27 protein-coding genes are annotated in these 24375 nt (G+C 43.8%); 5 read left to right on the forward strand and 22 right to left on the reverse strand.

Features of this window, described 5'->3' with window-relative positions; translation table 11 throughout:
• The first annotated feature begins 2 nt into the window (after positions 1–2).
• The 3 genes from pseG to pseI all read left to right on the forward strand — a co-directional run bounded on the left by pseG (position 3) and on the right by pseI (position 2828).
• Positions 3–1094, forward strand: a complete 1092-nt coding sequence (gene pseG / locus NST56_RS19605; RefSeq protein WP_339178618.1) for a UDP-2,4-diacetamido-2,4,6-trideoxy-beta-L-altropyranose hydrolase — start codon at positions 3–5, stop codon at positions 1092–1094.
• Positions 1095–1109: 15 nt separating this feature from the next.
• Positions 1110–1694 (forward strand): UDP-4-amino-4,6-dideoxy-N-acetyl-beta-L-altrosamine N-acetyltransferase, encoded by a 585-nt coding sequence (gene pseH, locus NST56_RS19610; RefSeq protein WP_339178619.1) that lies wholly within the window; start codon positions 1110–1112, stop codon positions 1692–1694.
• An 84-nt stretch (positions 1695–1778) separates the two neighbouring features.
• Entirely contained in the window at positions 1779–2828 is a 1050-nt protein-coding gene (pseI, locus tag NST56_RS19615) for a pseudaminic acid synthase (RefSeq protein ID WP_010332201.1), read from the forward strand.
• Between the two features lie 248 nt (positions 2829–3076).
• On the opposite strand, the gene NST56_RS19620 is transcribed toward pseI, so the two are convergent.
• Positions 3077–3514, reverse strand: coding sequence for a DUF5392 family protein (locus NST56_RS19620; protein ID WP_168748955.1), 438 nt, complete (start codon positions 3512–3514; stop codon positions 3077–3079).
• Positions 3515–3756: 242 nt separating this feature from the next.
• On the opposite strand from NST56_RS19620, the gene cls reads away from it, so the two are divergent.
• Positions 3757–5205 carry a cardiolipin synthase gene (gene cls / locus NST56_RS19625; protein WP_010332203.1) on the forward strand — a complete coding sequence of 483 codons (1449 nt, stop codon included), beginning with the start codon at positions 3757–3759 and terminating at the stop codon, positions 5203–5205.
• Between the two features lie 200 nt (positions 5206–5405).
• Positions 5406–5795: a DUF5362 family protein gene (locus NST56_RS19630; protein WP_168748956.1), complete on the forward strand. Its 390-nt coding sequence runs from the start codon at positions 5406–5408 to the stop codon at positions 5793–5795.
• 36 nt (positions 5796–5831) lie between these two features.
• Here NST56_RS19630 and NST56_RS19635 read toward each other — a convergent pair whose 3' ends face one another.
• The 21 genes from NST56_RS19635 to NST56_RS19735 form a co-directional block, all read right to left on the reverse strand.
• Positions 5832–6473, reverse strand: a complete 642-nt coding sequence (locus tag NST56_RS19635) for an NAD(P)-dependent oxidoreductase (protein WP_268446903.1) — start codon at positions 6471–6473, stop codon at positions 5832–5834.
• A gap of 68 nt (positions 6474–6541) precedes the next feature.
• Positions 6542–6943 (reverse strand): Rrf2 family transcriptional regulator, encoded by a 402-nt coding sequence (locus NST56_RS19640; RefSeq protein WP_010332206.1) that lies wholly within the window; start codon positions 6941–6943, stop codon positions 6542–6544.
• Between the two features lie 133 nt (positions 6944–7076).
• Positions 7077–8786, reverse strand: coding sequence for an urease subunit alpha (gene ureC, locus NST56_RS19645; RefSeq protein WP_010332207.1), 1710 nt, complete (start codon positions 8784–8786; stop codon positions 7077–7079).
• Positions 8783–9157 (reverse strand): urease subunit beta, encoded by a 375-nt coding sequence (ureB, locus tag NST56_RS19650; protein WP_010332208.1) that lies wholly within the window; start codon positions 9155–9157, stop codon positions 8783–8785. The genes ureC and ureB overlap by 4 nt, the downstream gene beginning before the upstream one ends.
• Positions 9154–9471, reverse strand: coding sequence for an urease subunit gamma (ureA, locus tag NST56_RS19655; protein WP_010332209.1), 318 nt, complete (start codon positions 9469–9471; stop codon positions 9154–9156). Before ureA ends, ureB begins: the two co-directional genes overlap by 4 nt.
• Before the next feature lie 100 nt (positions 9472–9571).
• The gene (gene urtE / locus NST56_RS19660; RefSeq protein ID WP_339178630.1) at positions 9572–10273 is read right to left on the reverse strand and encodes an urea ABC transporter ATP-binding subunit UrtE; all 702 of its coding nucleotides are present in this window, start codon (positions 10271–10273) and stop codon (positions 9572–9574) included.
• Entirely contained in the window at positions 10270–11019 is a 750-nt protein-coding gene (gene urtD / locus NST56_RS19665) for an urea ABC transporter ATP-binding protein UrtD (protein ID WP_326218525.1), read from the reverse strand. Before urtD ends, urtE begins: the two co-directional genes overlap by 4 nt.
• Positions 10994–12064 (reverse strand): urea ABC transporter permease subunit UrtC, encoded by a 1071-nt coding sequence (gene urtC / locus NST56_RS19670; protein WP_268448127.1) that lies wholly within the window; start codon positions 12062–12064, stop codon positions 10994–10996. The genes urtD and urtC overlap by 26 nt, the downstream gene beginning before the upstream one ends.
• Before the next feature lie 10 nt (positions 12065–12074).
• The gene (urtB, locus tag NST56_RS19675) at positions 12075–12977 is read right to left on the reverse strand and encodes an urea ABC transporter permease subunit UrtB (RefSeq protein ID WP_339178633.1); all 903 of its coding nucleotides are present in this window, start codon (positions 12975–12977) and stop codon (positions 12075–12077) included.
• Positions 12978–13009: 32 nt separating this feature from the next.
• Positions 13010–14266, reverse strand: a complete 1257-nt coding sequence (urtA, locus tag NST56_RS19680; protein ID WP_339178636.1) for an urea ABC transporter substrate-binding protein — start codon at positions 14264–14266, stop codon at positions 13010–13012.
• 200 nt (positions 14267–14466) lie between these two features.
• The gene (locus NST56_RS19685; protein ID WP_026014623.1) at positions 14467–14655 is read right to left on the reverse strand and encodes a CsbD family protein; all 189 of its coding nucleotides are present in this window, start codon (positions 14653–14655) and stop codon (positions 14467–14469) included.
• Positions 14656–14728: 73 nt separating this feature from the next.
• Positions 14729–15208, reverse strand: a complete 480-nt coding sequence (locus NST56_RS19690; RefSeq protein WP_168748964.1) for a hypothetical protein — start codon at positions 15206–15208, stop codon at positions 14729–14731.
• A gap of 180 nt (positions 15209–15388) precedes the next feature.
• On the reverse strand, positions 15389–16522 hold the full coding sequence (locus tag NST56_RS19695; protein ID WP_229149848.1) for a tetratricopeptide repeat protein: 1134 nt from the start codon (positions 16520–16522) through the stop codon (positions 15389–15391).
• Positions 16523–16725: 203 nt separating this feature from the next.
• Entirely contained in the window at positions 16726–17751 is a 1026-nt protein-coding gene (gene moaA, locus NST56_RS19700) for a GTP 3',8-cyclase MoaA (protein ID WP_339178641.1), read from the reverse strand.
• 13 nt (positions 17752–17764) lie between these two features.
• The gene (gene fdhD, locus NST56_RS19705; RefSeq protein WP_326191528.1) at positions 17765–18553 is read right to left on the reverse strand and encodes a formate dehydrogenase accessory sulfurtransferase FdhD; all 789 of its coding nucleotides are present in this window, start codon (positions 18551–18553) and stop codon (positions 17765–17767) included.
• A gap of 100 nt (positions 18554–18653) precedes the next feature.
• Positions 18654–18815, reverse strand: a complete 162-nt coding sequence (locus NST56_RS19710) for a hypothetical protein (RefSeq protein ID WP_010332220.1) — start codon at positions 18813–18815, stop codon at positions 18654–18656.
• 95 nt (positions 18816–18910) lie between these two features.
• Positions 18911–19585, reverse strand: coding sequence for a VWA domain-containing protein (locus tag NST56_RS19715; RefSeq protein ID WP_339178642.1), 675 nt, complete (start codon positions 19583–19585; stop codon positions 18911–18913).
• A gap of 324 nt (positions 19586–19909) precedes the next feature.
• A complete protein-coding gene (locus NST56_RS19720; protein ID WP_010332222.1) occupies positions 19910–20593 on the reverse strand; it encodes a VWA domain-containing protein in 684 nt (227 codons plus the stop codon).
• A gap of 423 nt (positions 20594–21016) precedes the next feature.
• Positions 21017–22048: a stage II sporulation protein D gene (gene spoIID, locus NST56_RS19725; RefSeq protein WP_010332223.1), complete on the reverse strand. Its 1032-nt coding sequence runs from the start codon at positions 22046–22048 to the stop codon at positions 21017–21019.
• Positions 22049–22241: 193 nt separating this feature from the next.
• The gene (gene murA / locus NST56_RS19730; RefSeq protein ID WP_010332224.1) at positions 22242–23552 is read right to left on the reverse strand and encodes a UDP-N-acetylglucosamine 1-carboxyvinyltransferase; all 1311 of its coding nucleotides are present in this window, start codon (positions 23550–23552) and stop codon (positions 22242–22244) included.
• 33 nt (positions 23553–23585) lie between these two features.
• Entirely contained in the window at positions 23586–24326 is a 741-nt protein-coding gene (locus NST56_RS19735) for a YwmB family TATA-box binding protein (protein ID WP_168748969.1), read from the reverse strand.
• Positions 24327–24375 lie beyond the last annotated feature (49 nt).

Raw genomic sequence — 24375 nt, forward strand, 5'->3', positions numbered from 1 at the left:
TGATGAACATCCTTTTCAGAACAGATGCTTCAATTGAAATAGGAACAGGTCATGTCATGAGATGCCTCACGCTTGCTCATGCGTTGCGGAAAAAAGGTTCAAATATTACATTTGTTTGCCGAAACTTACAAGGGAATCTAGCGGAGGTCATCCGAGAGAAACAGTTTGATCTCATTATGCTGCCAGAACCTAAAAAGAATGTTTTCATTCCTAAAACAACTCCGCATTCTAATTGGCTTGGTGTCCCTTGGTATGTTGACGCAGCTGAAACCATTAGCGCGATAAAAGACATGAACAAGGACATCTCCCTCCTTATCATTGATCACTACGCAATTGATATCAATTGGGAGATGAATGTGAAAAAACATGTGAAAAGAATGATGGTGATTGATGACTTGGCTGATCGTCTACATGATTGTGATATATTATTGGATCAGAATCTTTATCATCATTATAAAGATCGTTATGTCAATCTAGTCCCCGAAAGCTGCAAACAATACTTAGGACCAGAATATGTCTTATTGCGAGACGAGTTTTATTCATTTTTACCCCATCACATAAACCGCGATGGAAGTGTAAAAAAGATTCTTGTCTTTTTTGGAGGCAGTGATCCCACTAATGAAACGAAAAAGGTGATGAAAGCCTTTCAGCAGCTTTCCCCCCATGATATTGAGCTTGATATCGTGATTGGAAATACCAATACTCATAAGAATGAAATTGAATCCATTTGTAACATCCATGACTATTGCAACTTTCACTGCCAAGTGAATCATATTGCAGAATTAATGTGCAATGCTGACCTGGCAATAGGTGCGGGTGGAACGACTACTTGGGAGCGCTGCTATCTCGGCCTTCCAGCGATCGTCATCACCGTCGCTGAAAATCAAGAATCGATTGCTCAAACGCTTGATCAATTAGGCGCGATTAAATATCTGGGACCTAAAGAATCAGTCAATGAATCAGATATCGTCTCAGCCATTCAAGACATGATGAATAACCCCTTGTCACTCCAACAAATGTCAAGAAAAGCCCGACTGCTGCTGGAAAAAAATATGGATCATCGCCAGAACCTCTTATTAGAAATTTTAAAGTAAGGAAGGAATAAATCTGTGTTCAAATATTCCCTTAGACCATTAAAAGAAAAAGACTTAGACACAGTTCTCCGTTGGCGTAACGATGAGAGAATCAGAAAATCAATGTACCATGACCAAATAATTAATGAAAAACAGCATTATCAATGGTTCAAGAAAATAAATACATCCAAAACAGAACATTATTTTATATTTACAATTGATCATAAAGAAACTGGCTTTGTTAGCTTTAAAGATGTTGATGATAAACATAACCACTGCTATTGGGGTTTTTATATTGGAGAGCCCGATAGTCCAAAAGGCTCTGGCTCTATCATGGGGTTTTTAGCGTTAGAATGGGCGTTTCAAAAGTTGTGTGTTGAGAAAGTATACGGAGAAGTACTTTTGAATAACGAAAGAAGCTTATCATTTCACCAAACATTCGGTTTTTGTAAAGAAGGTCATTTTCGAAACCGTATAGTAAGAAATCATCAATATCTTGATGTAATCAGATATGGTCTCTTAAAAGAAGAATGGATTGCAGAAAAGCCGAAAGTGATCCAGAAATTGTCTGAAAAAGGAATAGATATCAAGGACATTGATACAGGTTTTAGTAAACTTTAGACTTTGAACAATCATTTCATATAGATGACATCAAAGTCTATTGTTTTACGGCCGGTATTCCTGTGAATAGAAGGGAGTGCAAAGATGAACGAAATCAATATAGATGGAAGAAGTATTGGCCCGCATCATCCCCCATTTATTATTGCTGAAATGTCCGGGAACCATAATCAATCGTTAGAACGTGCTTTTCACATTATAGAAGCAGCAGCCAAAGCAGGTGCACATGCATTAAAAATACAAACCTATACCGCTGATACGATGACGTTAAATATAGATACGAAAGATTTTAAAATTGAGGATAACGATAGTCTATGGTCTGGCAGTACGCTCTATACATTATATCAGCAGGCTTACACCCCATGGGAATGGCATAAACCCATTTTCGATAAATGCCGGGAGCTTGGAATGATTCCTTTGAGTACGCCATTTGATGAATCGGCTGTCGACTTTTTGGAAGACCTGGGAGTGCCTATATATAAAATAGCCTCATTTGAAAATACTGATATCCCTCTTATCAAAAAGGTGGCTGCTACAGGTAAACCCATTATCATTTCAACTGGAATGGCTACAGTAGCAGAAATTGATGAAACAATAACGGCTGCCAAGGAAGCAGGCTGTAAAGAATTAATCCTTCTAAAATGCACAAGCACCTATCCGGCATCACCAGTAAACACCAATATTTCTACGATTCCTCATATGAAGGAATTATTTAACTGCCAAGTTGGCTTATCAGATCACACAATGGGAACTGGAGTTGCTGTTGCCAGTGTCGCCTTAGGTGCAACTGTGATTGAGAAACACTTCACTTTATCAAGAGCTGATGGCGGTGTAGATTCTGCCTTTTCACTGGAACCACCCGAATTGAAAGAACTTGTCGTTGAAACGGAAAGGGCATGGCAAGCGTTAGGACAGATCACTTATGGACCAACTGACAAGGAAAAAGCTTCGCTTAAATTTCGCCGCTCTATTTATGTAACAAACGATATAAAAGCCGGAGAGATTTTCACCAAAGAAAATATTAAGGTGATACGACCTGGTTATGGTTTGGAACCAAAGTACTTTGATGTAATGATCGGAAAAACAGCAACGAAACATCTTTCAGCAGGGACACCGCTGGGATGGGATTCTATATAGTTTTATCCCCTATTTTTCTATGTAAAGGAATCATAATAATGCTCATAGAAATCGTATACGGCACGGGCCACAGATCTAATTTAACGATAAGAAAGAATTGCCATGTATCCGTTATCTTAAATAGATATATACATTTTAAAAATACAGAATGAATATCCGGTTGTTTCACACACGAATTCGATGAAATGAAAAGACGGCACCCTGATTGTTAGATAAATCCGCTAACAGTCAGGGTGCCGTTTACAGTATTAATACAGCATTTTCTTGCGTCTATCTTCTTCAGTCAAAAACTCTACAAAGCTCCGCATCGCAAACGGTTCCTCCGTGATCTGGCGCGTATACGTGTTTTTGCGCTCTTCTGAAAGAATTTCGCTCTTTTTGATTCTGTTCAGCATATAAATATGAACGGTCTTTTGGATTTGTTTATGCTGATAGCCCGCTTCTTTAAAAAATGCTAATCCAAGTGCAGCAAGAAGCGCAAAAAGACCGGCGCTGATCAAGGACTCTCTGTCTGCTGAAGCATGAAAAAGGAAAGCAGCCAAATTAAAGAGAGAGAATGCAGCAAGCGGAACAGCAAGAAAACGGTAGATGACAGTTTTCTTCATTAAAGGCTGTACAGCCTTTTGAATTTTTTGCATTTCTGTTTTAATGAACCCCGGCATTTGTTCTATTCTGTAAAAGTTCATTTATTCTCCCCCTTTATTTGATTTTGCAAGGCTTTACGAACGTTATCATATGAGTTTATTTTAACGCAGGTGCAAGCTGGTTTTAAAGAAATCTGCCCGTGTTTTTCACAAAGAATCTGGATCAACACACTTTATTCTTTTAAAAAGTCAGTGTTATAATTTGTAATGGGAATCAGATTGCTGTTATTCATGGAATACTAATGGCAATCTTCTTGATAAATATGAATTAGCGGGGTTACAAAGTGAGTATTTCTTCCATCCTTTTATCACTTTTTTTCATTTTGAATATTCTTTTGGCCATCATTGTCATATTCAAAGAACGGCGCGATGCCAGTGCATCATGGGCTTGGCTGCTTGTTCTTTTCTTTATACCCGTTTTAGGCTTTATTTTATACCTATTATTCGGTCATAATCTCAGACGCAAGCATTTGTTTCAATGGGAGGATCGCAAGAAAATCGGAATCGAAAAGCTGCTGCAGCATCAGCTTGAAGAATTAGAAAACAGGCAATTTCAGTTCAACAACCGGGCAACCTTTGATAATAAGGATTTAATATACATGCTCATCATGAATAATCATGCTGTCTTTACAGAGGATAATTCAGTTGATGTCATTACAGACGGACGTGATAAGTTTCAGCGGCTTTTACATGACATATCAAAGGCAAAGGATCATATCCATCTACAATATTATATTTACAAAGGTGATGAATTAGGAAAAAAATTGCGGGACGCCCTCATTCAAAAAGCGAAAGAAGGTGTGCAGGTCAGGGTTTTGTATGATGAGCTCGGGTCCAGAACGCTACGCAAAAAGTTTTTTAAAAAACTGCGTGAGGCCGGCGGGCATGTGGAGGTCTTTTTCCCTTCAAAACTCAGGCCGATTAACCTTCGGCTGAATTACCGCAACCACCGAAAGCTCGTCATCATAGACGGCATAACCGGTTATGTCGGTGGGTTTAATGTCGGGGATGAATACCTCGGTCTCAATCCGAAGTTCGGCTATTGGCGCGATACCCATATTCGATTGCAGGGAACGGCCGTCCACGCCATTCAGACACGATTCATCCTTGATTGGAACCAAGCTTCACATCATCATACACTCACCTATATTCCGAACCACTTTCCCGATTGCAGCCCAAAGGGAAATGTCGGGATGCAGATTGTTACGAGCGGGCCCGATTCCGAATGGGAACAAATTAAAAACGGCTACATCAAAATGATTTCAAACGCCAAACGTAGCATTTTGATACAAACACCTTACTTTATTCCGGACGCAAGCCTGCTGGATGCATTAAGGATTGCATGCCTGTCCGGCATTGATGTCAACATTATGATACCGAACAAGCCCGACCATGCCTTTGTATACTGGGCCACACTTTCGTATATCGGGGATCTTTTAAAAGCCGGAGCCACCGTCTATATATACGATAATGGCTTTATCCACGCGAAAACAATCGTTGTGGATGACGAAATTGCGTCAGTCGGTACAGCGAATATCGACGTCCGAAGCTTCAGGCTGAATTTTGAGGTTAATGCATTTATTTATGATATCAACATTGCCAAAAAACTGGTTTCTACATTTAAAGAAGATTTGCTCGTATCGAGAAAATACACCTACGAGGAATATCAGCAGCGATCATTATGGATCCGCATTAAGGAATCCGTATCACGGCTGCTGTCGCCGATTTTATAAGATGTGCCAATCCCCCGGCCTTATGGCCGGGGTTTTTCAGCATGGCATCATCACGCATCCCGTAAAAACGCGCGTGACCTTTCCCATCTAGCGTGCCGCTTCAAAATCAAATTCACTATTTTTATTTCTTTATACAAAACTTCTCACAAATAGTGTATAAAAGAAAAGTGAGTATTTTTTTGTAAAGGGGACCCGTGGCAATGAATCCGGAAACGGTCAACAAAACCCTCATCAGTATTTCAAAATGGGGAAAAGCAACAGGCATTTTATTTATTATTATGGGCGCTTTTACTGCGCTTTCAGGCGCGTTCTTTTTTCTTATCGGCGCAGTGCCCGGCGTACTGCAAATCATTTCAGGCATCTTTTTGATGCGGTCAGCAAAAGAAGCAGGCTTAATGGCTGAAAAGCATAGCGGGCAATCTGAAGATTTAATGCTGGAGAACTATGCGAAATTTGTAAAGATGCAAGGGATTTATTTAATCGTGAGCATCGCTGTATCGATCCTGGCGATCATCGCATTCTTCATCTTTCTAATGCTTGGAATCGCTGACGGCATATTCAACGATTATGATACGTACAGCAGCTATTAAGTAAAAAACCCGGAGCTTCCTCCGGGTTTTTTCTTGTTATTCCGCTTCGCTTACTACTGTGAAGCGTTCATTTTTGTGTGACGGATGTTCAAGCTCATCCAAAACAGCAATCGCATAATCGGCATAGCTGATATAACTGTCGCCTTTTGCGTTTACGATCACATTGTCTTTTCCTTTTTGGTAAGATCCCGTCCGCTTTCCTGCCGCATCAAAAAACGCCGCCGGGCTGAGGAATGTCCAGGAAATAGAGTCTGCCTTTTGCAGGTCTTTCAGGTTCTCTCCTTGATTTGATGCAGTCGGAAGATATTCTTTCGGGAATTCCGGTGTATCCATTAAACGTGTTGTTTTGGCTTCATCAACGAACAGGCTTCCCGCTCCGCCGACGACAAACAATCTTGTATGTTTTGCATCCTTTAGCAGGCTGATTAATGTTCTGCCTGCTTCAACATGAAGATGTTCCTGGCCAGGCGCAGCTCCAAAAGCGTTCACGAGTGCATCGAAAGGCTTGAGATCTTCCGCTGTCAGTTCAAAAACATCTTTCTCCAAAATCGCTGTGTCCTGCTCTTGCACTTTAGATGCATTTCGGACAATGGCTGTTACCTCATGGCCTCTTTCCTTCGCTTCTTTCAAAATCAGACTTCCCGCTTTTCCGCTTGCACCAATAATTCCTATTTTCATTTTTTGATTTCCTCCTTATTTGTAACAATTTTAGTTACATGTTGGCGGTGAGAAGTCATCTCTTTTGATCAAAAGAGATGATTCATTACATCTTTTAATGACTTGCTTGCCAGCTCATTTTCCATCGCTTTTTGAACACTTTCAAATGTCTCATCCAGTGCGCACTGAATTTTTTTGCCTACCGGACACTTCGGGTTCGGGTTTTCATGAACCGCAAATAGTTCCTCTTGGTTTTGAACAGCCCGATATACTTCTAAAAGAGAAATATCAGCTGGATCTTTTGTGAGGCTCGCGCCCGGCACCCCGGCGCGTGATGTGAGAATATCGCCCTTTTTCAGCAGGCTGATCATTCTTCTTACAACAACCGGATTGGTGTTGACACTGTCAGCGATAATGTCCGAAGACGCTTTTTCATCCATCGAAATGAGCGATAAAATATGAATGGCAACAGCAAGACGGCTGTTAATCATGTTTTTTCACCACCGTTGTAACTATAATAGTTACATTTAATTCATTTGTCAACATATAATATACACTAAATTTGCGCTTCTTGGACATCCGTTTAGTCAATAAAACGGCCGGATGCACTCCGGCCGTGTCTTGTCAGAATAAGAAATATCGCTGTCCCAGCGGAACATAATCGACAGGCTGGCAGGATAATTCTTCTCCGTCAGCAAAGACCTGATACGTTTTCGGATCGACTTCAATCTTCGGCAAAGCAGCGTTTAATTTCATATCCAGCTTGCTCAGCTTGCGGATGTTTTTCACAGGAGAAATTCTTTTTTCCAGCCCTAACCTTTCCGCCACGCCCCTTTCAATGCCCGCCTGGGACATAAACGTAATGGAGGTTGAGCGGTTGGCTTTACCATACGAAGCATACATTTGGCGCATGAACACAGGCTCCGGAGTCGGGATAGACGCGTTTGGATCCCCCATTTGCGCGCGTGCTATCATGCCGCCCTTTAAGACCAATTCCGGTTTCACGCCGAAAAATACAGGATCCCACAGGACAAGGTCAGCGAGCTTTCCTTTTTCTACAGAACCGACTTCATGGCTGAGGCCGTGAGTAATTGCAGGGTTAATCGTATATTTGGCAATGTAGCGTTTCGCACGTACGTTATCGTTTCCGTTTTCTCCAGTGAGAGCGCCGCGCTGTTTTTTCATTTTGTCAGCCACCTGCCAAGTGCGGATAATGACTTCGCCAACCCGCCCCATCGCTTGGGAATCCGATGACGTCATGCTGATCGCACCAATATCATGAAGAATGTCCTCTGCCGCAATTGTCGCAGCCCTGATTCTGGAATGGCTGAACGCCACGTCCTCGGGCACCTTCGCATCTAAATGGTGACAGACCATCATCATGTCAAGGTGCTCATCCATTGTATTGACGGTGTAAGGGATTGTCGGCGTTGTGGATGACGGCAGAATGTTCGCATAAGAGGCGAGCTTCATAATATCCGGGGCATGGCCTCCGCCTGCTCCTTCAATGTGATAGGTATGAATTACCCGCTCCCCAATTGCATCAAGCGTGTTTTCCAGAAAGCCCGCTTCATTGATTGTATCCGTATGGATTGCGACTTGAATATCGGCTTCCTCCACAACTTCCATACACGTTTTGATAGCGCTTGGCGTCGTGCCCCAGTCTTCATGAAGCTTCAGGCCGATGGCGCCGGCTTCCACCTGTTCGATCAGCGGCGCTTTATCGGATGCGTTCCCTTTTCCCAAGAAGCCGACATTGATCGGAAATTCCTCGGCCGCTTCCAGCATCCTTGCCATATACCATGCACCTGACGTACATGTTGTCGCTTTGCTTCCTGTAGCGGGTCCCGTTCCGCCTCCAAGAAGAGTCGTCACTCCTGAGGAAAGTGCAACTTCCATCTGCTGAGGACAAATAAAGTGGATGTGCGTATCCACTCCTCCAGCCGTTAAAATTTTGCCTTCCCCGGAAATCACCTCTGTACCCGCACCGATGACCATATGCGGATCGACTCCATCCATGATATCTGGGTTGCCGCTTTTTCCGACACCCACGATCCGGCCGTCCTTTACACCGACATCCGCTTTGACAATGCCTGTGTAATCCAATAACACGACGTTGGTGATCACCAAATCCAAAGCGCCGTCTTTTCCTGTGATGCTGCCGTTTTGGCCCATGCCGTCACGAATCGTTTTTCCGCCTCCAAAGATCATTTCTTCACCATATACAGTGAAGTCCTTTTCGACTTCGATCCATAAGTCCGTATCGCCCAATCTAATTTTATCGCCCGTTGTCGGACCAAACAGCTCCGCGTATTGCTCCCGTGACATTTTCATCGAATCACACCTTCCATCCAGCCGGCTTTCTTTAAGTTGGCTAACGTTTTTTCTTTGCCGCGTTCATCGATATACGTATCGGCCATTCCGTTCAGTCCTCTTACTGTTTTTCGCCCTCTGAATTCAACAAGCGTGACCGTTTTCTCCTCACCTGGCTCAAAACGGACCGATGTGCCTGACGGAATGTCGATACGCATGCCGATGGCTTGTTCGCGGTCAAACGATAGCGCACCATTGGCTTCCGCAAAATGAAAATGGGAACCGACCTGAACGGAACGTGATCCGGTGTTTTTCACCGCTATCTCCCGTGTCTGGCGGCCTTCGTTAATCGTAATGGTTCCCTCAGCAATCTGAAATGCTCCCGGCTTCATGACTTCACCTCCGCAGAAATCGGATGGTGTACTGTGACAAGTTTCACTCCGTCAGGGAATGTAGCTTCCACCTGAATGCTGTCCAGCATCTCAGGCACGCCCTCCATGACATCTTTTTCAGTCAATACATGGCGGCCGGCTTCCATCAGCTCCGCCACTCCCTTACCATCGCGCGCGCCTTCCATGATAAAACAGGTGAGATAAGCGGCAGCCTCGGGATAATTGAGCAGAACGCCGCGCGCCTTTCGCTGCTTGGCTAATTCTCCCGCTGCAAAAATGAGCAATTTCTCTTGTTCAACAGGTGTCAGTTTCATCTTAGGTCCTCCTTATTATCGTCATTCTAAAGCGGATTGCGTTACATGAATCTCCGGAACGATGCAGGCGGGCCATCACCTCCCTTTTTCAGGATGCTGATCAAACAGTGAGATGCCTTTCAAAACGGCGAGCCGTTTCTTCGTCAGCCTTTCCGTGAGCGACGACCGTTCCCCTGTCCATGACGTAAAGATAGTCAGCACACGTTAAGGCGTTCTCTAAGCTGTGTTCCACCAAAACAACTGCAGTCTCTTCTTTTCTGGAAATTTCTATGATAACTTTTTGAATCAATTCCACGATTGAGGGCTGAATTCCTTCCATTGGTTCATCTAGTAAAATCATTTTCGGATTACCTATCAGCGCTCTGGCAATCGCAAGCTGCTGCTGCTGTCCTCCGCTCAAATCGCCGCCTTTACGGTCGAGCATGTCCTTCAAAACAGGAAACCACTGAAAAATCTCCTCCTTGATCCGCCCTCTCCGCTCCTTCTTAGGAAGCGGTTCTTCTCCGAGCAAAAGATTGTCGCGAACGGTTAAAGCGGGAAAGATGTCTCTCCCCTGCGGCACGTACGCTATTCCTGCTCTTGCCCGTTTTTCCGTCTTTTCGTTTTGAACAAACGTTTGATGAAAACGAATTTGTCCCTGTTTGGCCGGGATCAGGCCGATGATCGTCTTCAGCAAAGTAGATTTCCCAACTCCGTTTCGGCCTAATACAGCGACGATCTGCCCAGGGCGGACTTCCATGCTGAGGTTATGCAAAACCATGGATTGATCGTAACCGGAAGTCACATTACTAACCGCTATCATGACGCCCCGCTCCTTCCTAAATACACCGCTGCCACCTCTTCATTGCTTGTAATCTCATCCATCGATCCTTCACAAAGCACTTTTCCTTCATGCATCACCGTCACTTTTCTGGAAAACGAGCGGACAAAATCCATATCGTGCTCAACAATTAAAACGGAACACGTTTTGGCAATTTCCTCAAGGAGAGCCCCGGTTTTATCCCGCTCTTTTCCCGTCATTCCGGCGATCGGTTCATCCAGCAGCAAAAGCTTCGGCTCCATGGCGAGCTGCATGCCGATTTCGAGCCATTGTTTCTGTCCGTGTGACAGGCTGCCGGCTTTTATGTCCCGCTTTCCTTCTAAACCGATTAGCTTCAGGATGTCTGTCACCCTGTCACGCTGTTCTCTTGTCATACGCGCCACCAGCAGGGAGAGAATCGTTTTTTTCTGCTTCATGGCAAGCTCGATATTTTCAAACACGGTCAGCTGCGAAAAGACACTCGGAGCCTGAAACTTTCTGGCGACGCCCATTTTGGCGATCTGATATTCCGGAACCTTTGTCAGTTCTGCGGTTTCTTGAAAAACAACCTCACCCGACTGCGGCTTTGTTTTCCCGCAAATAATATCCAGCATGGTTGTTTTCCCGGCGCCATTCGGCCCAATCAAAAAGTGAATATCACGTTCCTGCACACTGATATCCGCCCCCCGCAGCGCCCAAAACCCATCAAACTGAACCTTCACGTCACGGCAGATAAGTATCGGTTTCATATGCAGCAGCTCCTTTCTTTTTCGAGAAAGAAAGCCGGGTTCCAAGCTTCTCAAACAGTCCGACAATCCCTTTTGGCAAATAAAGCACGACGATCATAAACAGCGCACCGAGGAAATACAGCCAAATGTCAGGATAATATTCGCTTAAATAGCTTTTCATGCCGTTTGTTAACAGCGCGCCCAGCACAGCTCCGAAAATAGAGTGCCTGCCGCCGATCGCCACCCACAGCACCATTTCCACTGAAGGGATGATGCCCATCATTTCCGGCGAGATCATCCCGTCCTGAAGCACAAACAGCATCCCGGCAATTCCCGCCATCGCAGCGGACACACAGTAAATAAACACTTTAAAAACAGTGGAATGATAACCAAAAAAACGCACCCTGTTTTCTCCTTCGCGAACCGCCTGCAAAAGCCGGCCAAAGCGGCTTCTCGTAAGAAACAAAGCGATTACAACAGTAAGGCCGAGAAAAAAGACTGTGGTAAAATACAGGATCCGCTTCAACGCAGGATCAGCCAAAGAATATTGAAAAATCGTATAGAAGTTGGTAAGTCCATTGGTACCGCCGGTGATTTCTTGGCTGCCGATGAACAGTGTGACCACCACAACGACGACTGCCTGTGATATCAATGAAAAATATACTCCCTTTATATTGTTGCGGAACGTAAAATAGCCGAGCAAAAACGCCAGTAGCACAGGCACAGCCACAGCCGCCGCAATTGCAGCAAAAGGATGCCTGAACAAAGCCCAGATCCACGGCAGTTCGCTGACTCCCGTCCACTCCATAAAATCAGGAATACCGGATGGTGAGGCTTCTATTTTTAAATACATCGCCATGCAGTAGGCACCCAATCCGAAAAAGACGCCGTGCCCCAAGCTCAAAATGCCTGTATATCCCCAAATGAGGCAAATGCCGACCGCTACAATCGCAAAGCATAAAAACTTCGCCAACAGCCCCAATCGAAACTCCTGAAGAAAGAACGGAGCGGCGATAAAAAGGGCAAACATCACAAGATACGGACTGAATTGCGAAAACTGCTTCATCCGGCACCCCCTAATCAAGTAATCTCGTTCTGACGCTTGCGAGACCCGAAGGCCGCCATTGCAGAAAGAGAATAATAAACGCAAACACCACAACCTTGGCTATGGTGGCGCTTGCCGAATACTCCACAAATGTACTGAGTAATCCCACCAGCACAGCCCCAATAATCGTCCCTTTTAATTTTCCGATACCTCCTAAAATGACAATCATAAAAGCATCAACCAGATAGGACGAACCGAGAGTAGGCCCGATTGACCCCAGCAATGTGAGTGAGCTCCCCGCAATACCGGCCAGCCCGCTTCCGAGCGCGAAAGCCAATGTATCTGTTTTTCTCACAGATACACCAAGACATGATGCCATGCTCCGATTCAGCGTAACAGCCTGCATCCGCCGCCCCGCAGAGGTTTTATACAAATAGAATCCGAGCAGCGCCAGTGTAAAAAGAACGAGCGCCAAAATAAACAGCCTTTTATACGGAAAGGTAACGGAAAACAGTGTTACTCCTCCCGTCAGCCATTCAGGAGACTTGACAGCCACATTTGGTGCGCCAAAAGTCGATCTGGCCGCCTGCTGCAGGATCAAGCTTAGCCCCCATGTTGCCAAAAGGCTGTCGAGCGGACGGTCATACAACCGCCTGACAATCACCTTTTCAATAACAATTCCAATAAACGCCGCAACCGCAAATGCCATGATAACAGCAATTAAAAAATAGTAAGAAAACAAAGAAGCCGGCAAATAGCTTAAAAACAGCTGCTGAACGACATATGTCGTATATGCCCCCGCCATTATCAGCTCACCGTGCGCCATATTGATAATGTTCATCAACCCGAATGTAACGGCCAATCCAATCGCAATGAGAATCAAAATAGAACCGAGACTGATTCCGTTAAACAATTGCGTTACGATGACAGACATTTTCCGCCTCCTCTCCCGCAAACGGCTTTGAATTATTTAGATAACCCCTTTGCCCAGTCGTACGTTTTTAAATACGGATCAGGTTTTACCGGATCACCTGAGTTCCATACTTCTTTAAACTGTCCATCCCCCGTGATTTGCCCGATTCTAACTGTTTTGTAAAGATGCTGTGTTTCCCCATCGATTTTCACCGTGCCGCCCGGGGCCTTGAATGCAATCCCGTCAGCCGCTTTCTTCACTTTATCGATATCAAAGGACTTGGCTTTTTCAACAGCCGCTGCCCAGAGATACACCGCATTATAACCGGCTTCAATCGGATCGCTCGTCACCCGGCTATCGCCGTTCATCTTTTTATAATGCTTCACGAATGTCTGATTTTCGTTTGTATTGGTTGTCTGGAAGTAATTCCACACCGCATAATGCCCTTTTAGCACATCAGGACCGATCCCCCGAATTTCTTCCTCTGCGACACTCGCCGACATGACAGGAATTTCATCAGCTGTCACACCCGCATCTATCAGCTGCTTAAAAAATGCCACATTGCTGTCGCCGTTTAATGTGTTAAAAATAACATCCGGCTGCTTTTCATTGATTTTGCTGACCAGCGTACTGTAATTCGTGTGGCCGAGCGGCGTATACTCTTCACCGACAATTTCTCCCCCAGCGGCTTTCACTTGCGCTTTAATGATTTTATTGGCTGTTCTCGGAAACACATAATCAGAGCCGATCAGAAAGAATGTCTTGCCTTTATTCTTCAGCAGCCAATCGACAGCCGGCACGATTTGCTGATTTGTCGTTGCTCCGGTATAAAAAATATTCGGTGATGACTCCATGCCTTCGTATTGCACCGGATAAAACAGCAGCCCGTTATTTTGCTCCACAACCGGGAGCATCGCTTTGCGGCTCGCTGATGTCCATCCTCCGAAAACAGCCGCCGCTTTGTCCTGCTGAAGCAGCTTTCTCATTTTTTCGGCATATGTGGGCCAGTCAGAAGCCCCGTCCTCCACAACAGGTTCAAGCTTTTTGCCGAGAACGCCGCCTTTTTGGTTGATTTCATGAATAGCCAGCAGCTCTGCATCATGAACGGATACCTCGCTGATTGCCATTGTCCCGCTTAATGAGTGAAGAATCCCAATCTTCACTGCATCCCCGCTTGTGTCAATATCAACTGTTTTTTTCGCATCCACGCTGGCTTCCGACACTTTTTTCGGCGCCGCACATCCCGTGATCAGAATCGTGATAAAAACCATCAGAAAGAAAGCCAGTATTCTAACCCCTTTGCTTTTCATGCACAACCTCCTTTGTCTGATTGAGTCAACTGATGTTATAAAAGTTAACAACTTATGTCATTTATTATATAGAACAGACGCATTACTTTAAAGAATATTTAAAAAATTTAGATACTTTAACCAAATCGATTGTCTTTTTTGTCATATTTATTCACATAAAAAAAAGGCAAAAAACATTGTTTCTTGCCTTGCCGCTCTGATTAATTTTTATCTGTGAATGTATCCTTCGCTTTACCGATATCTTTTTGGACCTCGCCTTTTGCCTTATCTTTTTTGCCTTCAGCCTTCATATCCGTTTTGTCGGTCATATCTCCAACTTTATCCTTCACTTCTCCCTTGGCTTTATTTAAGCCGCCTTTCATTTTATCTTTTACACTATCGTTACCCATGTGTAATTCTCTCCCTTCATTTATGTGTGTACTTGTTACCTTCCCGATCTGAGCAGCGGTAAACATTTGAATATTATTTATCGATTTCATAACGCTCTCCGTAACGGAGCACCTTGTAGAGCGCCAGCCCGTCAGATGATTTATTTTCTGAGTAACGGACCGGCAGCAGGGCAAAAAACACATAATACGTAGAAAAGTAGACAAACTGATAAAAAAACACATTTGGCTTCAATACACTGTGTATAATGAGCAAATTCACTGCGAAAATGGTGATTAAGTTAAACAGGCAGCCTCCGGCATAAACAAGTGCGTGTGTGAATCGGTTGTCGATCTTCAGTTCGCCGTACCGGCAAAACGAATCCATAAAATAAATGGTTCTGACCTGTATTGGCCCGATCCTGAACAGCTTTTTGCCCATCCCGATATCCAATGAACCCTTCCCGCCAAAAATAAAAGCCATAAAACTGTGCCCGGCAACATGTATAATAGATACAAGCGGCAGAACGATGAGGAAAGACCACAGAAATTTCACCATATCATCAAATCCAAACATTGAATTCCCCCTCACGCTTGTCATAAACAACGCCATTTCCCATTTCACAAAATCGCGGCTAACCATCCGTTTGTGTTCCAAAACAGTATGTAGCGATTTTTCCTGTTCTCCACGGAAATAAACGTCCCGATGCTCCCCTTTTTTTGTATATAAAAAAAACCATCTGGCGTCAGATGGTTTTTACACTTGATATAAACAGTCTTCCTTCTGGATCAGCGCTCTCATGCTGACCGCTTTTTCATAGAAAAACACCGCATCTTGATAGTTTTCGTGAAGGCTGGAATATGCAGCTGCATCCAGAGCAAATTCCTCAATATACACATACAGGGACTTGGCCTCCATATAATCAAATACCTCTTGAATCATACCCATGTTAACGGATTCCACATATAGAGCCTGCAGAAATTTATATTTTTCCAGACTAAAGCTGTCGTTTCGTTTTCGGGCGATGGCAATCCCTTTTTCATAATAATGCATAGCCGCTTGTTCAGCTTGTTTTTTGAAGAGAACACGCGTTAAGCTGAACAGCGCTTTCGGGAGCTGCTCCAGCTGATGTTCCTCAAAGACGGGCAGCGCTTTTTCAAAGTAGGCAGCCGCCTGATCCAGCTCTCCTTTTTCATCATAACAGTTCCCCATGTTGTAGAGGGCTGATCCGATCAAGCGGGGCTGTCCTTCCAATAAAGCCAAACGATAAGCGTCATCGAGATGCTCAAGCGCTTTTTCATAATTTCTGTAGTCTATATAGTTTCCAGAAATGACAAAGTGGCATTGAATTCTTCTCACCCTGTAAAAATCATGAGCCTTGTAGGTCTCAAGCGCCTGTATCGCATGATTCATAGAAAAGTGGGTCTGCTTCATAATATAAAATACTTCCGCTACTTTAAAATGAAATTCCGCTCTTTCAATATCATCCTCTACAAACGCAAGCATTTTCTCAGCTTTTCGATAGAAAGATATGGCTGAGATGTAATTGTTCTGTTCAAATTCATACATCCCTCTGAACAAATGAAAATAATACTCAGATAATCCCGAGATGCTGTCCTTGCTGCTTTCCAGCCTCTCGATTAATTCACGATATTGGAGCTGAGATTCCTCGTGCAGGTCGGGCTTTACATAATCAAGCATAATTTGATGACGGTAGCTGATCAGCTGATAGTACAACAGAAGCAGCTGATCCTCTTCCATATGTTCTATATCATGATCAATCTCTTCCTTCAGCTGAACGGCATCAGCCACTTGAAATGCTAAAATGTGCTTATACCACTGATTGATTTTAACTCCTACTTGAGATGACGGGATCTCGTAAGCGGCCATGCCTCTCCAACCCTTTCTATGAACTAGTGGTTATATTTTATCATATTGTATGGCTTTGGAATTAAAATTCCTTCCAGTGATTCCTTCTTTTTGCCTATCCTTATATCTTTCGGTTTATGAATGGATTTTTTGCACTTTTTTGCGCATTACAGTTTTTGACACAAAAAAAGCTTACCGGACTTAGCCGATAAGCTTTTATCATATTAACCGCCGATATAAGACATTTCCACTTTCTTTTTCCCCGCTGTTTTTGAAAGCGTCCGGTCAACTGAATATTGGTCTATCCGATTCTGCCATACTGTGCCGATCATCTCTGTCAGCTCGCCATCACTTAATCCCTGCCGAACCGGCGCTCTGAGGTCATATCCGCTTGAAGCGAATAGGCAAGTAAACAACTCACCGCGCGCAGACAGGCGGGCCCTGTTACACGAGCCGCAGAACGCATCAGATACAGAAGAAATCACACCGATTTCACCAGAGCCGTCCAAGTAGCGGAATCTTGAAGCAACTTCCCCTTTATAGTTAGGCTTAATCGGTTCAACCGGCATGTGTTCATTGATTACATCAATGATTTCCGCCTTTGTCATGACATCTTTCTTTTCCCATTGGTTGGTGTTGCCAACGTCCATAAATTCGATGAATCTCAGGATATGCCCATTTTCTTTAAAATAGCGCGCCATAGGCAGTATATCTTTTTCATTGACGCCCCTTTGGACAACCATGTTGATTTTAACGCCGAGCCCCGCTTGTTTCGCCGCTTCAATGCCTTCAAGCACCTTACTGACAGAAACCCCTCGCCCGTTGATCATTTTAAAGCGTTCGTCCTCTAATGAATCAAGGCTGATGGTAACCCTTTTCAAGCCGGCTTCTTTGAGTTTCTCAGCATAAACAGGCAGCAGCGACCCGTTTGTCGTCATCGCAATATCACGGAGACCCGGAATGCGGGCCAGTTTTTTGATTAATTCAGGCATGTCTTTTCTCATAAGCGGTTCTCCGCCGGTCAAGCGGATTTTTTCCACCCCAAACCTGGTGACAAACAGCGTCGCAAGCCGTTCCAATTCCTCAAATGAAAGCAGCTCTTCTTTCTTTAAAAAAGGATAATCCGGGCCAAATAATTCGGCTGGCATACAGTACGTGCATCGGAAGTTGCAGCGGTCTGTAACAGAAATGCGAAGATCTCTGAGCGGTCTGTTCCTTTTATCTAACATCTGGCGAGATTCTGTATTCATTGCGCAGCCCCTCCTATCCCCCAATTCTTTCGGGATGTGTATATACATTAAAAGATCCGTTTCTCACAAAACCGATCGCTGTGATATTTAATTCTTCTGCCATTTGAATCGCAAGCTCTGTCGGAGCCGATTTTGAAATCACAATCGACACGCCGATTTTTGCCGCTTTTAACAGCACTTCTGATGAGATTCTCCCGCTGAAGACAATCAGTTTATCGCGGACGGAGATCCCATTCAGCAGACAATGTCCGTATAATTTATCAAGCGCGTTGTGACGGCCGATATCTGTGCGCATCAAAAGCACTTTCTCCGTATCGCAAAGCGCCGCGTTATGCACGCCTCCCGTCTCCTGAAACGTCCCGCTTTCTTTTTGCATATCCTTCATAAGCGCCAAACAAGTTTCAGGCGAAATCTTGATTTGGCTGACAGCCGTCTTGGCGGTTTTGACATCCTGCTGAAAATAAAAATGGCGACCCTTTCCGCAGCACGAGCCGATCACCCGTTTCGTATATTCCTGTTGATCCAATGTCCCAGGATGAACAAGATCGACATACACAAAACCGAGACTTTCATCTATTGTAAACCTTTTAATCTCTTTTTGAAATCGAATAACGCCCTCAGATGCGAGAAATCCGATGACGAGCTCTTTGATATGCTCCGGCGTGCAAACGAGCGTGACAAACTCACTGCCGTTCACCATCACCGTCAACGGATATTCCGTCACCATCCGGTCGGTTTGCCTGCTCATTTCCCCTTGTTCATAACGCCATATCTCCCTGACCGCAGTTACTTTATCATTCAATGTCTCTTCCCCTCCGCAATGTTCCTGCCTTTATATTTTTTCACACTCCTCAGATTTTGTCGAATCCTGTTATAAAAAAAAGAGCCCATTCTAAAGGACTCTACGTTTGGTTATGCTGATTCTTTTTCAGGATCATAAACAGCACAAGAGCTGCGATCAAAGTGAGCATGCTGACAAAAAAGAAAGCTGCCAGTTTCAGAAAAACACCGAGCAATATGAAAACCACGGCCGCTATAAGAAATATCAATCCTAACAATCTCATGTTTTCAACCCCTTTTACCGGTATCATTCCCGCAGGCACTGTTTTTAAACTAAACCAATAGAAAAAGGCGCCTGGGGCAGCGCCTTTTCATTGGGTTAATCCGTAAATTTTTGTGCTTCTTTTTCCCAGGCCTGCTCGAATTCTTCCGCACTGTCTGCTGAAATATATTCTCCGCCTCCAGCAACAGCCGCCTGTTTCATTTCCGCGTTTCCTTTCACATCAAAGTTGAAGCCGATAATGTTTACAATCGTATCTACATTTGCTTCACGAAGCTTTTCAATTTCATCAGCAGGATTTCCGCCGCATGTTTCTTCGCCGTCAGTAATTAAATACACCACGTTTTTCCCGTCTGCATCAAACGCTTCAAATTCTTTTCTAGTATCAGAAAGCGCTTTGGCAATTGGCGTCCAGCCGGTCGGTTTGATGCCGCTTAATGAATGGTCAAAGAGCGTTCCTTCATATGGATGGAGGCCGTAAATCGTTTCTGTTGTGCTGCATGAAAGAGCCTTTCCGGAAAGTTTATTGTTTCCGGCATGTCCAAAGACACGAAGCATCAGATTTGTATCCTCAGGAAGCAGCTCGGCAAAAGACTTTACAGATTTTTTGGCAATGTCTATCTTTCGTTCTCCTCCTGTTTTTTGAACCATACTTCCGCTTCCATCAAACAGGACAGCTACATTCGTGTCGACTTTTTTCTCAGCGGCAAAAGACGGGGACGCAATGGAGACAGTCAACAGTCCAATCATACTTGCAGTCAGTAATTTTTTCATGTTCAACTTCCTTTCTTTATCATATTTTCCAACGTCTTGTTGGATTCTTCTTAATGCTAGAATATGAAACCTCAAATTGATATAGGGCAAGCTGCCTTTTATCTCCCTTTTACTCTCTATTCAAAATCGGTGGGAACCTCAATCGTTTTTAGCCATTTCCACCCAAAAAATATAGAAAGAATGTGACACCGTTCATTCTTTTTTCTCCGTGATCAGAAGAGAAAAGCTGAAATCTGCTACTATGCTACAGGCGGGCAGCTGCTTACTTTTGAACGTTTTGTTAAAAACAAAAAAGAGGCTGACCTTTCAGCCTCTTCTTTGTTCTTATTTAGATAACATCAGAGATTGCTGAGTGAAAATTTTCTCAACATCTTTTTGAGTATAAGCAGGGAAGTATTCACCGCCGCCTACTTTCGCAATTGCGTTCAGCTGGCCTTTATACCCTTCTTTATAGTCAAATCCAATTACATTTACTGTGATGTTGTCTTTATGAAGTTCTCTTGCTGTTTTGATCGGGTTGCCGCCGCATGTTTCCTCACCGTCTGTTAGCAGATAAACGACTTTTTCTCCTTTTGCATCAAGCTGATCGAAAGAAGATTTCGCCTCGTTCAGCGCTTTTGCGATCGGTGTCCAGCCAGTCGGCCCGATTGTGTTAAGAGAATTGAGGAAGCTCTGTTCGTTAAAGCTTTGGAAGCCGTATACGTTGCGAATCGCTTCGCATGATTGAACTTTTCCGGAATTCTTATTGTTTCCTTCTGAACCAAACACACTCATTTTCACTTGAGTGTCTGCAGGCAGTGAGCTTGCAAACTTTGAAATTTCTTTTTTGGCTGAATTAAATTTAGATACACCGTCTATTCTTTTCGCCATGCTTCCGCTGGCATCAAGCAAAACCGCCACGCTTGCCGGAGCTTCAGCCTTCGGTTCTGTTTTTTCAGCAGCAAAAGCAGGTGACGTCAGTCCAAATAGCAATCCTGTCATCATGATCAGTGAAAATCTTTTTTTCATGTTCTTGCCCCTTTTCAAGTTTGTTTCTGCGTGCAGATGTTCAACGCTGAACATAACTAATCGTAATCGACAAAAACAGAGAAATAAATAGGGCGGGCTTCCCCATTGCCTCTGTTTACTTTTGCATAGAAATCTTTGTTTTTATTAGTGATTTCCGCCTAACAGCAGGATGAAAAATCATGATTGTCAGCCTTTCGCCTTTCGTTATATGAGTCTGTCGAAGTCAGTCGATCAATGTGGATTTCTTTACCACAAGCTCAGTGCCAGCAAATATGAAAAAGGAACTGATTCCCTCATCCTCATATAGACTATAAAATACGCAGAAGGCCTTTAGGCGGTCTTTAGCCGCTTTTAAATAAAAAGGGCTTAGGAACAGAATATGCGCTTATAAACGGCAAAAAAGACGCTTTATGAAGCGTCCTTTTATTTCTTCGCCATATATTTATTCAAAAACGAATCAGCGGTTGAAATCTGTGTTCCTTGATAATAATACTTCACAATCTCATCAACTGTTTTGCCCTCTTTGGCCATAAAATTAGCTCCATACTGGCTCATTCCCACACCGTGGCCAAAGCCTTTCGTGGTAATGGTAATGGTGTCTCCATTTCGTTTCCATTCAAAATCAGCTGAATTAAGGCCAAGCTTTTCGCGTATGTCCCTTCCTTTCAGCTTCTTGCCGTTAATGACGGCTGTTGCCACCTGATGGCCCGGTGTTTCTCCGGTGATCTCTCCGACAGTATTTGACCCATTCAGCTGGACGCCAAGCTTTTGTTCAAATTGTGCCACTGTAAAGGTTCTGGTGGCCTTATACTTCGGAGATTTTTTATCCCAAGAGCTTTTGACGCTTTTTAAATAAGGAATGGCACTTGTCCAATATGCTTCCGCATTTTCTGTATAACCGTTGCTTGTGGAGAAAAAGGAGGCTTCAATCGGCTGGTTGTTGTACGTTAAGATTTTGCCTTGCGTACTGGCAACCGCATCTGTGATTCTTTTCAGCTTTGCTTCATAATCCGCGCCCCACTGTTTCTTCAGCTCCGGTTTGCTTTTGTACACCTGGAACATCTGAGTATCATCGACCAGCGAGCCTTTAGGGGCCTCTACTGCGGAATTTGAGACCATCAGCCTGACAATAAACGTTCTTGCGGCGAGAGCCTGAGCCTTCAGCGCTTCAGGTTCAAAGGTAGCCGGCATTTCGGAGGCGACGACTCCGATGACATACTCTTCAAGCGGAATATCTTCTACGGATTGATTGGCGGTTCGATAGACTGGGATAGAAACAGGCGAAGCTTTCAATGTTTCCGCTCCTTTAGATTCTTGTATCGTATTGACTGCTGTCTTTCCTGATTCTCCTCTGGCCCCCGCTTCCTTATTATGCTGAAACGGAATCACTAAGAGTGTGGGGACCAAGAGAATCAATGCACATAGTATGGATAGTGTGATTGCGAATTGTTTCATATTTAGCTGCCTCCTGCTCGGGATTCGACTCTAGTCTAGTCTATGGGCAGGGACAAGCTAATATGACTCTCCTTTTGGACAGAAACTTTATTTGTCATTTACGTATTCTTTTTTGCTATTTTGCGCATAATGATGATAATACACTAAAAATAAAAAACCAGTATGCCAGATTGACATACTGATTTTTAATCCTTTATGCGTTTAAGTCTGAGACTACTTCTTTGCTTTCTTGCTCAGAAGCAGACTCATCGTTTACACGTTCGATGTCTGCGCCAAGACCGGCAAGCTTCTGATGGAAATCAACATAACCGCGGTCTAAGTGTTTCAGTTCAGTAACACGTGTATGACCTTCAGCCACTAACCCCGCAAGAATCAACGCTGCGCCTGCACGCAAGTCAGTAGCTGCAACTTCAGCTCCTTGAAGCTGTACAGGGCCGTTAATAATCACAGAACGTCCTTCAATCTTGATATCACCATTCATACGGCGGAATTCTTCCGCGTGCATAAAACGGTTTTCAAAAACAGTTTCTGTAATCATGCTTGTGCCGCTTGCACGAAGCAGAAGCGCCATCATTTGTGATTGCATATCAGTCGGGAATCCCGGATGAGGCATTGTTTTAATGTCAATCGGTTTCAATTCTTTCGGACCGATTACACGAAGGCCTTCTCCTTCATCCTTAATCGTAACACCCATTTCTTCCATTTTTGCGATTAAAGAAGTGAGATGTTCAGGTACTGCTCCTTTAACTAAAACATTTCCTTCAGTGATTGCAGCGGCAACCATAAATGTGCCCGCTTCAATACGGTCAGGTATAATATGGTGTCTTACGCCGTGAAGCTTATCGACTCCTTCAATTTTGATGGTGCCGGTGCCCGCTCCGCGGATTTTTCCGCCCATGCCGTTGATATAGTTTGCTAAATCAACGATTTCAGGCTCTTTCGCCACGTTCTCAAGCGTTGTTGTTCCTTCAGCTAAAGCAGCTGCCATAATCAGGTTTTCTGTTGCTCCCACACTTGGGAAATCCAGATAGATCTTTGCGCCTTGCAGACGGCCTTTTACTTCAGCTTCAATGAAGCCATTACCGACTTTAATTTCTGCGCCCATTGCTTCAAAACCTTTTAAATGCTGGTCTATTGGTCTAGATCCAATTGCGCATCCGCCCGGAAGCGCTACTCTTGCATGACCTGTACGCGCTAGAAGCGGTCCCATGACAAGCACAGACGCACGCATTTTACGCACATATTCAAAAGGTGCTTCAGTTTGCAAAGCGTATGAAGCATCTACAGTGACTTCATTATTCTCAAAATGCACATCTGCTCCTAAATGACGCAACACTTCATTAATTGTATATACATCGGAGAGCGTAGGTACATCACAAATTACGCTTTTTTCTTCACTTGCTAATAAAGATGCAGCGATAACTGGTAAAACAGCATTTTTAGCGCCTTCAACTTTGACTGTGCCGTTTAACTTTTGACCGCCGCGGACGATGATTTTTTCCAAGGTATTCCCCTCCGCGTCCCTAAATTCTCTATATTAATATTCAGTCGTAACGATTGGTGTGCCAACCGTAACGATATGTTTTCCGCCCATTCCTGCACTTCTAAGTGCAATTTGCAAATTCATTTTATGTTTTGAGGTCATGATAGACTCTTTCCACTCATCTGTATACGCAGAAATAGAAACGAAACTTGGCTCGACTACATGTTCAACAGATCTTGCTTGAAATTCATTTAATAACTGATTTGCTTTTTTTTGCAAAACAATATTCATATTATCATCTAAGTGACCATTTAGACAAGTAAAAATAACTACTTTTTCTTGGAATATCCCGAGTGCCTGCCGTTCAAACTGTTCATATGTATCATTCCAGCTAATCGGTGTCTCAAGACTCATTTGCTCATATAATAAATACGAAGTTGGGTTGTGTTTTTTGAGGGTTGTGACAAGCTGCAGTTTAAAAGAAGTATGATTTTTTTTGTCAGTATACGTGCCAATGGCCTTTACTATTGAATCTTCCTGTGCAAGTGCCCAATTATATTGACGATACTCTGATTTTAAACGTTGCACTTTTTTATAAAATTCTTTTTCGTTCAGAGACATATTTTGTTTTGCATGCAATGTCCACTTATCAATTGACACATTCTGGCGTTCCATTCCCTGTGCAATTTGAGCTAATGGCGTTAACTCACTCGCATGAATCGTATGGAAAACAGCAATGACGAAGCTTAACACAACAGATACAATAATAGCATGGCTTACTTGTTTTTTCTTCATTATGGTCTCTCCCCCTAATCTCCAGTTTTACCGGAGGCAAGGGGCGCCA

Source organism: Bacillus sp. FSL R5-0560 (assembly GCF_037966305.1).
In the GTDB taxonomy this organism is placed as follows: domain Bacteria; phylum Bacillota; class Bacilli; order Bacillales; family Bacillaceae; genus Bacillus; species Bacillus mojavensis.

What these genes read in the sequence shown, in the direction of transcription:
- NST56_RS19690 (WP_168748964.1), bottom strand. Translation starts at nt 15,208, where the DNA reads ATGTTTGGATTTGATGATATGGTGAAATTTCTGTGGTCTTTCCTCATC.
- NST56_RS19630 (WP_168748956.1), top strand. Translation starts at nt 5,406, where the DNA reads ATGAATCCGGAAACGGTCAACAAAACCCTCATCAGTATTTCAAAATGG.
- NST56_RS19620 (WP_168748955.1), bottom strand. Translation starts at nt 3,514, where the DNA reads ATGAACTTTTACAGAATAGAACAAATGCCGGGGTTCATTAAAACAGAA.
- NST56_RS19735 (WP_168748969.1), bottom strand. Translation starts at nt 24,326, where the DNA reads ATGAAGAAAAAACAAGTAAGCCATGCTATTATTGTATCTGTTGTGTTA.
- NST56_RS19715 (WP_339178642.1), bottom strand. Translation starts at nt 19,585, where the DNA reads ATGAAAAAATTACTGACTGCAAGTATGATTGGACTGTTGACTGTCTCC.
- NST56_RS19635 (WP_268446903.1), bottom strand. Translation starts at nt 6,473, where the DNA reads ATGAAAATAGGAATTATTGGTGCAAGCGGAAAAGCGGGAAGTCTGATT.
- spoIID (WP_010332223.1), bottom strand. Translation starts at nt 22,048, where the DNA reads ATGAAACAATTCGCAATCACACTATCCATACTATGTGCATTGATTCTC.
- NST56_RS19685 (WP_026014623.1), bottom strand. Translation starts at nt 14,655, where the DNA reads ATGGGTAACGATAGTGTAAAAGATAAAATGAAAGGCGGCTTAAATAAA.
- NST56_RS19710 (WP_010332220.1), bottom strand. Translation starts at nt 18,815, where the DNA reads ATGAGATTGTTAGGATTGATATTTCTTATAGCGGCCGTGGTTTTCATA.
- urtC (WP_268448127.1), bottom strand. Translation starts at nt 12,064, where the DNA reads ATGAAGCAGTTTTCGCAATTCAGTCCGTATCTTGTGATGTTTGCCCTT.
- ureC (WP_010332207.1), bottom strand. Translation starts at nt 8,786, where the DNA reads ATGAAAATGTCACGGGAGCAATACGCGGAGCTGTTTGGTCCGACAACG.
- ureA (WP_010332209.1), bottom strand. Translation starts at nt 9,471, where the DNA reads ATGAAACTGACACCTGTTGAACAAGAGAAATTGCTCATTTTTGCAGCG.
- urtB (WP_339178633.1), bottom strand. Translation starts at nt 12,977, where the DNA reads ATGTCTGTCATCGTAACGCAATTGTTTAACGGAATCAGTCTCGGTTCT.
- pseI (WP_010332201.1), top strand. Translation starts at nt 1,779, where the DNA reads ATGAACGAAATCAATATAGATGGAAGAAGTATTGGCCCGCATCATCCC.
- pseG (WP_339178618.1), top strand. Translation starts at nt 3, where the DNA reads ATGAACATCCTTTTCAGAACAGATGCTTCAATTGAAATAGGAACAGGT.
- urtA (WP_339178636.1), bottom strand. Translation starts at nt 14,266, where the DNA reads ATGAAAAGCAAAGGGGTTAGAATACTGGCTTTCTTTCTGATGGTTTTT.
- NST56_RS19695 (WP_229149848.1), bottom strand. Translation starts at nt 16,522, where the DNA reads ATGGCCGCTTACGAGATCCCGTCATCTCAAGTAGGAGTTAAAATCAAT.
- moaA (WP_339178641.1), bottom strand. Translation starts at nt 17,751, where the DNA reads ATGAATACAGAATCTCGCCAGATGTTAGATAAAAGGAACAGACCGCTC.
- NST56_RS19720 (WP_010332222.1), bottom strand. Translation starts at nt 20,593, where the DNA reads ATGAAAAAAAGATTTTCACTGATCATGATGACAGGATTGCTATTTGGA.
- urtE (WP_339178630.1), bottom strand. Translation starts at nt 10,273, where the DNA reads ATGATAGCGGTTAGTAATGTGACTTCCGGTTACGATCAATCCATGGTT.
- NST56_RS19640 (WP_010332206.1), bottom strand. Translation starts at nt 6,943, where the DNA reads ATGATTAACAGCCGTCTTGCTGTTGCCATTCATATTTTATCGCTCATT.
- ureB (WP_010332208.1), bottom strand. Translation starts at nt 9,157, where the DNA reads ATGAAGCCGGGAGCATTTCAGATTGCTGAGGGAACCATTACGATTAAC.
- urtD (WP_326218525.1), bottom strand. Translation starts at nt 11,019, where the DNA reads ATGAAACCGATACTTATCTGCCGTGACGTGAAGGTTCAGTTTGATGGG.